Origin of the sequence: Mesorhizobium kowhaii, assembly GCF_042431665.1 — a bacterium.
Taxonomy (GTDB): Bacteria; Pseudomonadota; Alphaproteobacteria; order Rhizobiales; family Rhizobiaceae; genus Mesorhizobium; species Mesorhizobium kowhaii.
In genome coordinates, this window is record NZ_JBHLYT010000052.1 from 64,049 (window position 1) to 76,493 (window position 12,445).

Sequence of the window (12,445 nt, forward strand, 5' to 3'; positions counted from 1 at the left end):
GATCAATGGACTTTCGCTGATGGTTCAACCCTACTCCGCTGCCACCAGCCCGGCCATTTCGCGGTTCTTCATCAGCTTGTAGACGATGGAGTCCATCAGCGCCTGGAACGAGGCGTCGATGATGTTTTCGGAAACGCCGACCGTCCACCAGCGCGCGCCGGTGCCGTCATGCGATTCGATCAGCACGCGGGTGATCGCCTCGGTGCCGCCATTGAGGATACGCACCTTGAAGTCGGCAAGCTCCATGTCGGCGATCTCGCTTTGGAATTTGCCGAGATCCTTGCGCAGCGCGATGTCGAGTGCGTTGACCGGGCCATGCCCTTCGGCCACCGACATCTTCTCCTCGCCGTCGACCAGCACTTTGACGATCGCTTCGGACACCGTCTTCAACTGGCCGTTGGCGTCGAAGCGCCGCTCGACCATGCAGCGGAACGAGGTGACGTTGAAGAATTCAGGCAGGCCGTGCAGCATCTTGCGCGCCAGCAGTTCGAAGCTGGCGTCGGCGCCTTCATAGGCATAGCCCTCGGCCTCGCGTTCCTTGACCACGGCAATCAGCGCATCGAGCCGGTGGTCGTCCTTCGGCACATCGATGCCGCGCCGCTTCAGCTCGGCGAGGAAATTGGCCTTGCCGCCCTGGTCCGAGACCATGACGCGGCGGCGGTTGCCAACCGCTTCTGGGGGCACATGCTCATAGGTCGCCGGCTCCTTGGCCAGTGCGGAGGCATGGATGCCGGCCTTGGTGGCAAAAGCCGAGGCGCCGACATAGGGCGCCTGCGCTTCCGGCGCACGGTTCAAGAGTTCATCGAAAGCGCGTGACAGCCTGGAGACTCCGGTCAGGGCCTCCGCCGAAATACCTGTTTCGAAGCGGGTGGAGAAGGCCGGCTTCAGCGCCAATGTCGGCACGATCGATATCAGATTGGCGTTGCCGCAGCGCTCGCCAATGCCGTTGAGCGTGCCCTGGATCTGGCGCACACCGGCCTCGACCGCGGCCAGCGAATTGGCGACCGCCTGGCCGGTGTCGTCATGGGCATGAATGCCGAGATTGCCGCCGGGAATACCGGAGGCGATGACCTTCTCGACAATGGCGCGGACTTCCGACGGCTGCGTGCCGCCATTGGTGTCGCACAGCACAACCCACCGCGCGCCGGCATCAAAGGCCGTCCTGGCACAAGCCAGGGCGTAGTCGGGATTGGCCTTGAAGCCGTCGAAGAAGTGCTCGCAATCGACCAATGCCTCCTTGCCGGCGGCGATCGCCGCCTCAACGGAGGCCTTGATGGCGTCGAGGTTCTCCTCGTTGGTGCAGCCGAGCGCGACACGGACATGGTAGTCCCAGCTCTTGGCGACGAAGCAGATGGCGTCCGACTTCGATTGCACAAGGGCTGCAAGGCCGGGATCGTTGGACGCCGACACCCCTGCCCGCTTGGTCATGCCGAAGGCGACGAATTTGGCGCGCGCCGTGCGCTTCTCCTGGAAGAACGCGGTGTCGGTCGGGTTGGCGCCGGGGTAGCCGCCCTCGACATAGTCGAGGCCGAAGTCGTCGAGCAGTTTTGCGATGGCGATCTTGTCCTCGACGGAAAAGTCGATGCCCGGCGTCTGCTGGCCATCGCGCAAGGTGGTGTCGAAGAGATAGAGGCGCTCGCGGGTCATGGTCATTTGCCTGCAAACTTGTCCGTCGCCCGGATCAGCTGATCCAGGATGCCCGGCTCCGAATAGGCATGACCGGCACCCTCGACCAGATGGAAATCGGCCTTTGGCCAGGCCTTGTGCAGCGCCCAGGCATAGTGCGCCGGACACGGCATGTCGTAGCGGCCATGGACGATGGTGCCGGGAATATCCCTAAGCTTCCAGGCATCGCGCAGCAACTGCCCCTCTTCCAGCCAGCCGGCATGGACGAAATAATGGTTCTCGATGCGGGCAAAAGCGATGGCATAGTCGTCCTGCCCGAAAGGTCCGCTGGTTTCGGGATCCGGCAAAAGCGTGATCGTTTCACCTTCCCACAGGCTCCAGGCGCGGGCGGCCTCGATCTGCGCCTTGCGGTCCGTGCCGACCAGCCGCTTGCGGTAGGCGGCCATCATGTCGCCGCGCTCGGCCTCCGGGATCGGCGCCAGGAACCGCTCCCATTTATCCGGGAACATTTCCGAGACGCCGAACTGGTAATACCATTCTAGTTCCGCACGCGTCAGCGTGTAGATGCCGCGTACCACCAGCTCGCTGACGCGATCCGGATGGGTCTCGGCATAGGCAAGCGCCAAGGTCGAGCCCCAGGAGCCGCCGAACACCAGCCATTTGTCGAAGCCGGCCATCTCGCGCAGCCGTTCGATGTCGGCAACCAGATGCCAGGTCGTATTGGCATCGAGCGAGGCGTTGGGCGTCGATTTTCCGCAGCCGCGCTGGTCGAACAGGATGACGTCGTAAAGCTTTGGGTCGAACAGTCGCCGGTGTTTTGGCGAAATGGTGCCGCCCGGTCCGCCATGCAGGAAAACCGCCGGCTTGGCGCCCCTGGTGCCGGAACGCTCCCAGTAGACCTGATGGCCGTCGCCGACATCGAGCATGCCGGACTCGAACGCCTCGATCTCGGGATAGAGGGTACGCGATTGACTGCTCATAGCTGCAAACCTTTGGTCGGCCAGTCCGTCGTTTCGTGGTCGGGGTGCTGGAAGGAGATGATCTGCTCCTGCCTTGTGTAGAAATCGGGATCCTGGTGGACGGGCTGGTCGAAGATCGTCTCCACCCAGGGCAGCCGCGCGGCGTAATTGACCTGGATTTGCGGGGCGAGATCGGAGCGGTCGTCGAAGGCGCCGATGGCAATCTCAAGCCCGCCGGGCTGCCGGTAGGTCAGCGGCGTGCCGCAGCGGGGGCAGAAGCCACGATCGATGTTGACCGACGACTGGAAATAGCTCGGTTCTTCATGGGTCCATTCGACGCCATCCTTGGGCACCGTCACCAGTGCACCGAAGAACGAGCCGAACTGCTTCTGGCACATGCGGCAATGGCAGATCGACGGGCGGCCGAGCGCCCCATGAATGCGGAAACGCACGGCGCCGCACTGGCAGCCGCCGGTTCGTATTGTCTCGGTCATGATCTTTCCTTTGGCGGCCATTGTTCGGTGTCGTGGTCTGGATGCTGGTAGGAGACGAGATCGGCCAGATAGGGGGCCGACGACATGTCGGCCATCGTCTCCTCGCCCGGCAATTGCGGGATCGTATCAACGTAGGGCAGTTTTGCCTCGGTGCCCCACTGGATCAGCGGCACGATCTCCGCCGGATTGTCGAACGCACCGATGGCAAGGCCAACTCCGTCCGGCGCGGTGAAGGTCAACGGCGTGCCGCAATCGGCGCAAAAGCCACGATCGACATGGTTGGACGAGCGGAAATATTTCGGCTCGCCACGCGTCCAGTCGAGCTTTGCGCCGCGCACCGAAACCAGCGGCGCGTAGAACGAGCCGAACGCCTTCTGGCACATGCGGCAATGGCAGATCGAAGCGTCGCCAAGCGCGCCCTCGACGCGAAAGCGCACCGCGCCGCACTGGCAGCCGCCGGTGTAGGTCGGCCGGTTGTCGAGGCTCATCGCGGTTCACTCCGGGGCATGGCAGACGGCCTCGACATTGTTGCCGTCGGGATCGAAGACGAAGGCGCCATAATAGTTCGGGTGATAGTGCGGGCGCAGGCCCGGCCCGCCATTGTCCTTGCCGCCGGCGGCAAGTGCCGCGGCGTGGAAGGCATCGACCTCGGCGCGGCTGCGCGCGGTGAAGGCGACGTGCTGGTGGTCTTTCGGCTTGTCCTTGCCGGAACTCAGCCAGAACACCGGCCGGTCGCGGCCGTAACCGCCGACCTTGGCGCCACCGGTATATTCCAGCGGCACCATGTACAGCAGCGCGGCGCCCAACGGCGCCATCGCCTTGTCGTAGAAAGCCTTCGAAGCATCGAAATCGGCAACGGTTATGCCGAGATGGTCGATCATCTTTTTACCTCCCAGGTGGTGATACGCTCCCCGGTGACGGGGTCCTTGCCGTCCTTCAATTGTACGCCTTGTGCCAGCAGTTCGTCGCGGATGCGGTCGGCCTCGGCCCAGTTCTTCGCGGCGATGAGCGCGAGGCGATTGGCGATGGCCTTGGCAACACCACCTTTATCAATGTCGGCCGACGCGACATCGAAGCCGAGGAACAGCAGCGACGCCTTCAGCGAAGCAGCGGCTTCGTTGCCGTCCACGGCCTCGCCGGCCAACTGCGTCATGACCTGGAAGGCGGCATAGGTGGCGAGATCGTCCGACAACGCATCGATGACCTCCACCGGCAACTGCCCCGCCGCCGGCGCCAGATCCGCCGCCCGCTTCCATTTGCGCAGCGTGTTTTCGGCCTCCTCCAGCTTGCGCACGGAAAAGTCGATCGGTTCGCGATAATGCGTCATCAGCATTGCCAGCCGCAGCACCTCGCCCGGCCATTTGCGGCCGCCAAAGGTCTCCATCTCCAGCAACTCGTTGATCGAATAGAAATTGCCGAGGCTCTTCGACATCTTCTGGCCTTCGACCTGCAGGAAGCCGTTGTGCATCCAGATATTGGCCATCACGTCGGTGCCATGAGCGCAACGCGACTGGGCGATCTCGTTCTCATGGTGTGGGAAGATCAGGTCGAGGCCGCCGCCATGGATGTCGAAGACCTCGCCGAGATAGGCGGCCGACATCGCCGAGCATTCGATGTGCCACCCCGGCCGGCCCCTGCCCCACGGGCTGTTCCAGCCCGGCTCCTCCGGTGACGACAGTTTCCACAGGACGAAATCTTGCGGGTTTTTCTTGTGCGCGTCGACGGCGACGCGAGCGCCGGCCTGCTGCTCGTCGAGATTGCGCTTCGACAATTGTCCGTAGTCCGGCATCGACGCGGTGTCGAACAGCACTTCACCCGCCGCGACATAGGCATGGCCGCGTGCGATCAGGCTTTGAATCAAGCTGATCATGTCGGCCTTGCCATCGGCGCGGGGCTCGACGAATTCGGTGGCACGCGGCTCGACCGTCGGCTCTAGGCAGCCGAGAACAGCCACATCGTTGTGGAACTGGTCGGCGGTCTTTTCGGTGACCCGTCGGATCGCCTCGTTGAGCGAGAGCGTTCCGGATGCGATCTCGCCGCCGAAGTCCCGCAAGGCGCGCGCGTTGATCTTGTCGTCGACGTCGGTGATGTTGCGCACATAGGTGACGTGCGTCTCGCCATAGAGATGGCGCAGCAAGCGGAACAACACGTCGAAGACGATCACCGGCCTGGCATTGCCGATATGGGCAAAGTCGTAGACCGTCGGGCCGCAGACATACATCCGCACATTGCGCGGATCGATCGCGACGAAATCCTCTTTCGTCCGCGTCAGCGTGTTGTAGAGGCGCAGGCCCTGCGATGCGTCAGACATTCGTGCCTTCCCGGTTCGTTACTTTGTTTGAGCATGATCTGGTCCGAAAACCGGTTCCCACTTTTCGGGATCATGCTTTGACTGGAGCCGGCGCGTCGAGGCGCAAAACAGACTCCAGCCTGCTGGCCGGGGCGTTTGTCCAATCTGGGGAAGATGAGGCGAAAACGTCCGGACCAGCGCGAGGCTAGCCAATAATGCAAATGCCACAAATGGCGAAAGACGTTTTCATGGGCGGCTTTATCGCCTTGGCCGGTGTTGCCGTCAAGTCGCTAGTTTCAGCAAAAACGTCGCTGGATCACAGGTATTGATGCACTGAAACATTTTATTAAACATGTCGGCACAGTGATGAAACATTCGCCGGCTAGTTCAGCAGGCGTCACGATTTGGTCAGAATCGGCCATCAAACGCAGACACGAAAATGTTACCTGGGAAGAGAGACATGCCCCGAACCAAGCAGGAATCCAACCGCGCCAAGCAACCGGCGCTGGCCAACCACTACCGCGCCATCGGCCCGGCCGCGATCGTCGCCGCCCTTCTCCACACCGCGAAGAAGAAAAAGCCGGCGCAGAAGATCGTATCGCCCCGCGCTGCCTGAACTGGTGCGCGACCGGCCCGAAGGTGGCCGGAATGAAGCGCCAGAGCGCGCCTCGAAATAGCAGCTTTCGTCCTTTTGTTTGAGCCTGATTTCCCGAAATGATCTTTCCCGAAAACTGGGGCCACTTTTCAGGATCATGCTCTAAAACAACGTCATTTGACTGTCGTCCGCGCCGGGCTTCTGGCGCCTGACCTTCTCGGGCTCCGGCCCGATCTCCCCCCTCTCCTGAATCTCCGGTCCGGTGTTGGCGACCTTGTTGACGAGGTCGGAAACCGGAATTGCCTCGAAGAAATCAGGCTGCGCCGGCCGCAACAGGTCGGCGACATCGCGCGGCTCGAGCGTGCGGCAATCCAGCCAGCGGGCGAAATCCCTGATATCGATCACCACCGGCATGCGGTCGTGAATATCAGCGATGTCGGCATTGGCTTTGACGGTCAGGATGGCGCCGGTGTCCATTTCCGAACCGCCCGGCTCGGCATAGGTCTCGATCAGTCCGGCAAAGGCGACCAACCCGCCATGCCTGGGCCGTATCCAATAGGGTTGCCCCTTCTTGCCACCGGTTTGCCGCCATTCGTAAAAGCCGGATGCCGGCACCAGCGCGCGGCGATGGCGCATGGCGGCTTTGAACGAAGCCTTTTCGGCGGCCCCTTCAGAACGCGCGTTGAACAGCAGCGGAAACTCGCGTGTGTCCTTGACCCAGGTCGGGATCAGCCCCCAGCGCACCAGCATCGGCTGGCGGTCCGGCAGATTGGAGCCCGGCGCCCGTGGGGCGCCGGCGATCGCCATCAGGATCGGCTGCGTCGGCGCGATGTTGTAGCGCGCCGGGAAATCCTCAAGCCCCGCCACGTCCAGAAAGGCGGCGGTCTGGTCCGGCGTCGCGGTCAAGGCAAAACGTCCGCACATGGTCGACTGGTGCCCTTCGACTGGTTCGGTCTGAAAGTGGCGATGGAACCGGCGTTGCGCAACCGCTAAAGCTTCCCCATGCTGGGCGGTCCACAACAGACCTGCCTTCAAATGAGCCTGATCGGGGATCCATGAACGAAGCGCGCAAGACACTTCCGGCCGTCTCGGTTGCCGTCGTGCGTGGCGACACCGTGCTCCTGGTCAAGCGGGCGCGGCAGCCATCGCAAGGGCTCTATGCCTTTCCGGGCGGCAAGGTCGAAGCCGGCGAGACGCTGGAGGCCGCGGCAAAGCGCGAACTGCTGGAAGAAACCGGCTTGCACGCCACCGACTACCGCCCGCTTCGGGAAATCCACATCGACGGCAGGGATGACGGCCACCCGGTCGATTATCTCCTCACAGTCTTCGGAGCCGCCTATGCCGGTGGCGAGGCGGTGGCTGGCGACGACGCCGAGACAGCAGCCTTTTATACGCTCAGCGAAATGGCGGGGCTGCCGCTCGCCGGCTCGGTGTTTGCCGTCGCCGAGGACCTGTTGGGCCTTGGCGCAAACGCCGGGGTACAGCCCTGAAAATCGCCTTGCGGGCGACAAATTGTTTCGCCACAAAGGCTTATGCTGTTTGGCAGGCCGCAACGGCTTACCCCGTTCGGCAGACCACAACGACTGACGCCGTTCGTTCGGCAGGCCATAACGGCTAACGCCGTTAGGCGGACCACAACGGCTGACGCCGTTAGGCGGAGAAGGCTTATGAACCGTCCATCCCTGCTTCTCGCCGTATGTCTTGCCGTCAGCACGGCCTTTTCGACGCGGCCGGCGCTCAGCGCCGAGTCGCCGTTCGAGCCTGGGCTGATGCGGTTGGCGGAAGTTCTGGGGTCGCTGCACTTCCTGCGCAATTTGTGCGGTGAGAAAGGCGACCAGTGGCGCGTCGAGATGCAGAAGCTGCTCGATTCGGAAAATCCGGACGCCGAGCGGCGCGCCCGCTTCATCGCCAGCTTCAATCGCGGCTACCGCTCCTTCGGCGGCACGTACACGCAGTGCACGCCGTCGGCGACTGAAGCCATCAGCCGCTATATGAAGGAAGGTGAGACGCTGTCGCGCGACATCGCCTCGCGTTACGGCAACTGATTTAGCCGTTCCGACCTGCCCATCCACAGATATCCGGACCATCGCTGGCGACAATCGATATATCCGGCTTGTGCCAGGTGACATCTTGGTGCAATCCTCATGTGGCACTTCTGCAACAGTATTAACGAAACCTTACTGCGTGAATGCGGAATTAACTCAAACTGAAGGTTTTCGCCCCGCAGGCCGCCCTAATCGGCTAAGTTTGACTCGAGTTGAACGCAGCTCCGCACAAGGCAATCGGGCTTTGTAAAAAACGATCAAAAAAATGTCGTATTTACAAATACTTAATTGACCCTGCGTGTGAAATGAACAGATCAAGCCTGATCCACATCGACGGATCGCCGCTTGAAAGGGTGGACATCGCATATGGAACATGGTGTCAACGACATCGACGCGCTGGTCAGGGAAGAGAAACGCCTGACCGCCGTGGAAAGCCACAGCGAAGCCTGGGCGGAGGGTCTCTCCGCCGGCATAGAGCCCGAGATCATTGCCGAGGCCGCGCTCGAGACGGCATTCGGCGAGATGTTGCGTGCCAATGGCGAGACCTCGGCCCTTGCCCTGCTCGACCGCATGCGTGAAAAGGTGATTGCTGGCGCCTTCGAACCTGAACGGCTGCGGCACTGAACCGACGTCCGGTTCTTTGACGACAGAATGCCGCTCGGGCGTCATGCCCGGAAGCAGGGAGAAACGGGCAGTGAGTCTTTCGATGTCAGGCAAGCCGCGTGGCTTGGTCCTTTACATCTGCTTCGCCGCTTGCTGTGCCGCGATTCCCCTGGTTCTCGTCAGCAGCCCCGCTTATGCGCTGAGCGAGATCAAGCGCGAAGAGCTCCCCGCACCCGTCACGCCGCCGGTGGACGACGACATGTCGCCGCCCGGAAGCACCGTGCCAATGCCCGACCCGGTCGGGCCGCTGCCTCCAACCGGCCAGCCGGTTGCCCCTAAAGAAGCCGAGCCGGACAGCCCGGCGGACGGCGGCGTCACCAGGCCGCGAGTCGATCCGGAGACGCCGGTGCCCGAGGTCGTCTACGATCTCGGCAAGCTGCCGGAACCGGTACGGCGCATGCACGACCTGATCGTCGAAGCCTGCAAAGGCGGCGACATCGAAAAGCTGCGGCCTTTGATCGGCACGGGCGACAACACGACGCAATTGTCGCTGACCGATATAGACGGCGACGCCATCGCCTTCCTCAAGGGTCTCTCCGGCGATCCGGAGGGCCAGGAGATCCTGGCCATCCTGGAAGAGGTGCTCAATGCAGGCTATGTCCACCTCGACGCCGGCACGCCGGAAGAGCTCTACGTGTGGCCGTATTTCTTCGCGCTGCCATTGGACAAGCTCGATGCCAAGCAGCGGGTCGAGTTGTTCAAGATCGTCACCGCCGGCGATTTCGACGACATGAAGCAGTTCGGCGCCTACATCTTCTACCGCGTCGGCATCACGCCCACCGGGCAATGGACGTTCTTCGTCGCCGGCGACTGAGCCTTTTACCCTCCCCTTGCGGGAGGTCGGGGGGCCTAGCGGGGCAATGCCTCGGAAAACTCCACCGCTTTGCCCTGGCCCGGCGTGACGATCTCGCCTTCCCACATGATGCGGCGGCCGCGAATGACGGTGCCGACGGGCCAGCCGGTCACTTGCCTGCCGTCATATGGCGTCCAGCCGGCTTTCGAGCCGGCCTGCGCGTTGGTGATGGTCTCGCGCCGCTTCATGTCGACAATGGTGAAATCGGCGCCGTAGCCGGCGGCGATACGGCCTTTTCTCGCCATGCCGAAGATGCGTTGCGGACCGTGGCTGGACAGGTCGACGAAGCGCTGCAGCGTCAGCCGGCCGGCATTGACGTGATCGAGCATGATCGGCACCAGCGTCTGCACGCCGGTCATGCCCGAGGGCGAGGCCGGATAGGGCTTGGCCTTCTCGGCCAGCGTGTGCGGTGCGTGGTCGGAGCCGAGCACATCGACGATGCCTTGCGCAATGCCGTGCCAGACGCCGTCGCGATGGCGCTTCTCGCGCACCGGCGGATTCATCTGGATCAGCGTGCCGAGCCGCGCATAATCGTCCGCCGACAGGGTCAGGTGATGCGGCGTCGCCTCGCAGGTCGCGACATCCTTGTGCTGTTGGAGGAACAGAATCTCCTCGGCCGTCGAGATGTGCAGGACATGGATGCGGGCGCGAACAGTGCGCGCTATGCGCACCAGCCGCTCGGTGCAGCGCAAGGCAGCGATCTCGTCGCGCCAGACCGGGTGCGATGACGGGTCGCCCTCGATGCGTTCGCCCAGACGTTCGCGCAGCCGAAACTCGTCCTCGGAATGAAAGGCGGACCGGCGGCGCGTATTCCTAAGGATCGAGGCGACGCCTTCATCGTCCTCGACCAGAAGGTCGCCGGTGGACGAACCCATGAAAACCTTGATCCCGGCCGCACCCGGCAGCCGCTCGAGCTCGCCGACGTCTTTTGCATTCTCGCGGGTGCCGCCAACCCAGAAGGCAAAATCGCAGTGCATGCGGCCACTGCCGCGCCGGACCTTGTCGGCAAGCGCTGCCTCGCTGGTGGTCAGCGGATTGGTGTTGGGCATCTCGAACACGGCGGTGACACCGCCCAGCACCGCCGCCCGCGAGCCGGTCTCCAGGTCTTCCTTGTGCTCAAGCCCCGGCTCGCGGAAATGCACCTGGCTGTCGATGACACCCGGCAGGATGTGCAGGCCGCGGCAGTCGATCGTCTCGCCGGCCGAGGCCTGGCCGAGATCGCCGATGGCAGCGATGCGTCCATCCTTGACGCCGATGTCGCGAGCCCCTTCGCCGTCATGGTTGACCACTGTGCCGCCTGTCAGGATGAGGTCGTAGGTCATGGCCATGCTCTCTTGCGGGGGGAGTGCCAGCGGCTTACGTAAAGGCCGACCGTTTTGCAAGATCAGGCTGCTTTCGCCAATGCCCTTTGCCCAGCTCAAAGACCGCGCACTCATCTCCGTCTCAGGCCCCGATGCCGAGCATTTCTTGCAGAACATCCTGACCACCGATCTGGACGTCTTGACACCCGGCCAGGCAAAACCGGGCGCGCTGCTGACGCCGCAAGGCAAGATCCTGTTCGATTTCCTGATCTCGCGCGCCGGCGAGAATGCATTCCGGCTCGAGTGCCGTGCCGACATATCAGATGATTTCGTGCGCCGGCTGATGCTCTACAAGCTGCGCGCCAAGGTCGAGATTGCCAAGGCCGATCAGGCGCTTGTCAAAGTCGCATGGGGAAGTGAGTCAACGGCCTCACAATCTGATTCAACGGCGGCCGCCGACACGCGCTTTCCGAACGGCGCCGTCACGCGCTCCTATGGCGAAACAGATGAGCGGAGCGACCTTGCCGCATGGCAAGCCTTCCGCATCGCCAGCGGCATTGCCGAAAGCAGCAGCGACTACCAACTTGGAGACGCCTTCCCGCATGACGTGCTGCTCGACGAGACCGGCGGCGTCGGCTTCAGGAAGGGCTGCTATGTCGGCCAGGAGGTTGTCTCGCGCATGCAGCACCGCGGCACGGCCCGGCGGCGCGTGCTGATCGTTCAGGCTGGACTTCCCCTGCCCGCCGCTGGCACCGAACTCACCGTCGAGGGGCGGCCGGTCGGCACGCTTGGCTCGACCGCCGGCACGACCGGGCTCGCCATTGCCCGCATCGACAGGGTCAAGGCGGCGCTCGACGCCGGCCAGCCGATCATGGCGGGCGACATGCCGGTTACCGTGGCCATTCCCGGCTGGGCGAAGTTCAGCTTCCCGCAGGAAGCCGTCAGCGCGGAGGAGGCCTGATGGCGGCCGATCGCGTCGGTGCGCCGGCACGCGCCTGGCAGCGCATGCTGTCCGGCCGCCGGCTCGACCTGCTCGACCCCTCGCCGCTCGACATCGAGATTTCGGACATTGCGCACGGGCTCGCCCGCGTTGCCCGCTGGAACGGCCAGACCAGCGGCGAGCACGCCTTTTCGGTCGCCCAGCACTCGCTGCTTGTCGAGGCGCTGTATTGCGACCTGGTGCCGGAGGCTTCGGCCGACGCCCGGCTGGCGGCGCTGCTGCACGACGCCCCCGAATATGTCATCGGCGACATGATCTCGCCGTTCAAATCGGTGATGGGCGGCAGCTACAAGGACTGTGAATTGCGATTGCAGCGCGCCATCCATCTGCGCTTCTCGCTGCCGCCGGAACCGGCCGCGGCGCTGCGCAAGGAGATCAAGCGCGCCGACCAGATCGCCGCCTATTTCGAAGCAACGCTGCTTGCCGGCTTTTCGACCGCCGAGGCGACCGAGTTCTTCGGCCGTCCGCGCGGCTTCAATGCCGATCGCTTCGATTTCACGCCACGCTCTGTTACCTGGGCGCAGAATGCGTTCCTGAAGCGTTTTTCGGCGATCGAGAAGTCGCGCCGCCAGGTCCCGGCACAAGCGATCGGCTGAAAAACGCTAAATTAACCGGCGGC

General features: G+C 63.3%; 15 protein-coding genes. 7 read left to right on the forward strand and 8 right to left on the reverse strand.

The features are described from left to right. Positions 1-30: 30 nt before the first annotated feature. The 6 genes from cimA to cysS are packed head-to-tail and all read right to left on the reverse strand — an operon-like array spanning position 31 to position 5,390. Positions 31-1,653, reverse strand: coding sequence for a citramalate synthase (cimA, locus tag ACFFNA_RS26690; RefSeq protein WP_378922914.1), 1,623 nt, complete (start codon positions 1,651-1,653; stop codon positions 31-33). Then, positions 1,650-2,606 (reverse strand): prolyl aminopeptidase, encoded by a 957-nt coding sequence (pip, locus tag ACFFNA_RS26695; protein ID WP_378922916.1) that lies wholly within the window; start codon positions 2,604-2,606, stop codon positions 1,650-1,652. The genes cimA and pip overlap by 4 nt, the downstream gene beginning before the upstream one ends. Continuing rightward, on the reverse strand, positions 2,603-3,079 hold the full coding sequence (locus ACFFNA_RS26700) for a GFA family protein (protein ID WP_111549389.1): 477 nt from the start codon (positions 3,077-3,079) through the stop codon (positions 2,603-2,605). The genes pip and ACFFNA_RS26700 overlap by 4 nt, the downstream gene beginning before the upstream one ends. Further along, positions 3,076-3,567 carry a GFA family protein gene (locus tag ACFFNA_RS26705; protein WP_111549198.1) on the reverse strand — a complete coding sequence of 164 codons (492 nt, stop codon included), beginning with the start codon at positions 3,565-3,567 and terminating at the stop codon, positions 3,076-3,078. The genes ACFFNA_RS26700 and ACFFNA_RS26705 overlap by 4 nt, the downstream gene beginning before the upstream one ends. 6 nt (positions 3,568-3,573) lie before the next feature. Then, on the reverse strand, positions 3,574-3,960 hold the full coding sequence (locus ACFFNA_RS26710) for a VOC family protein (RefSeq protein WP_111549197.1): 387 nt from the start codon (positions 3,958-3,960) through the stop codon (positions 3,574-3,576). Continuing rightward, positions 3,957-5,390, reverse strand: a complete 1,434-nt coding sequence (gene cysS, locus ACFFNA_RS26715) for a cysteine--tRNA ligase (RefSeq protein WP_378922919.1) — start codon at positions 5,388-5,390, stop codon at positions 3,957-3,959. Before cysS ends, ACFFNA_RS26710 begins: the two co-directional genes overlap by 4 nt. 439 nt (positions 5,391-5,829) lie before the next feature. On the opposite strand from cysS, the gene ACFFNA_RS26720 reads away from it, so the two are divergent. Continuing rightward, positions 5,830-5,985: a hypothetical protein gene (locus ACFFNA_RS26720; RefSeq protein ID WP_111549195.1), complete on the forward strand. Its 156-nt coding sequence runs from the start codon at positions 5,830-5,832 to the stop codon at positions 5,983-5,985. Positions 5,986-6,126: 141 nt separating this feature from the next. On the opposite strand, the gene ACFFNA_RS26725 is transcribed toward ACFFNA_RS26720, so the two are convergent. After that, the gene (locus tag ACFFNA_RS26725) at positions 6,127-6,888 is read right to left on the reverse strand and encodes an SOS response-associated peptidase (RefSeq protein ID WP_378922922.1); all 762 of its coding nucleotides are present in this window, start codon (positions 6,886-6,888) and stop codon (positions 6,127-6,129) included. A 131-nt stretch (positions 6,889-7,019) separates the two neighbouring features. On the opposite strand from ACFFNA_RS26725, the gene ACFFNA_RS26730 reads away from it, so the two are divergent. From ACFFNA_RS26730 to ACFFNA_RS26745, 4 genes are all read left to right on the forward strand, one after another. Next, positions 7,020-7,454 carry an NUDIX hydrolase gene (locus tag ACFFNA_RS26730; protein WP_111549193.1) on the forward strand — a complete coding sequence of 145 codons (435 nt, stop codon included), beginning with the start codon at positions 7,020-7,022 and terminating at the stop codon, positions 7,452-7,454. A 177-nt stretch (positions 7,455-7,631) separates the two neighbouring features. Next, positions 7,632-8,009, forward strand: coding sequence for a TIGR02301 family protein (locus tag ACFFNA_RS26735; protein ID WP_378922924.1), 378 nt, complete (start codon positions 7,632-7,634; stop codon positions 8,007-8,009). Between the two features lie 366 nt (positions 8,010-8,375). After that, positions 8,376-8,633, forward strand: coding sequence for a hypothetical protein (locus ACFFNA_RS26740; protein ID WP_008874920.1), 258 nt, complete (start codon positions 8,376-8,378; stop codon positions 8,631-8,633). Between the two features lie 70 nt (positions 8,634-8,703). Continuing rightward, complete coding sequence (locus tag ACFFNA_RS26745; protein WP_378922928.1) at positions 8,704-9,486, forward strand: hypothetical protein; 783 nt, start codon at positions 8,704-8,706, stop codon at positions 9,484-9,486. A gap of 35 nt (positions 9,487-9,521) precedes the next feature. Here ACFFNA_RS26745 and ACFFNA_RS26750 read toward each other — a convergent pair whose 3' ends face one another. Then, on the reverse strand, positions 9,522-10,853 hold the full coding sequence (locus tag ACFFNA_RS26750) for a dihydroorotase (RefSeq protein WP_245446394.1): 1,332 nt from the start codon (positions 10,851-10,853) through the stop codon (positions 9,522-9,524). 73 nt (positions 10,854-10,926) lie between these two features. Between ACFFNA_RS26750 and ygfZ the strand changes: the two genes are divergently transcribed. After that, complete coding sequence (ygfZ, locus tag ACFFNA_RS26755; RefSeq protein ID WP_111549190.1) at positions 10,927-11,787, forward strand: CAF17-like 4Fe-4S cluster assembly/insertion protein YgfZ; 861 nt, start codon at positions 10,927-10,929, stop codon at positions 11,785-11,787. Beyond that, positions 11,787-12,422: an HD domain-containing protein gene (locus ACFFNA_RS26760; protein ID WP_378922930.1), complete on the forward strand. Its 636-nt coding sequence runs from the start codon at positions 11,787-11,789 to the stop codon at positions 12,420-12,422. The genes ygfZ and ACFFNA_RS26760 overlap by 1 nt, the downstream gene beginning before the upstream one ends. The last annotated feature ends 23 nt before the right edge of the window (positions 12,423-12,445 follow it).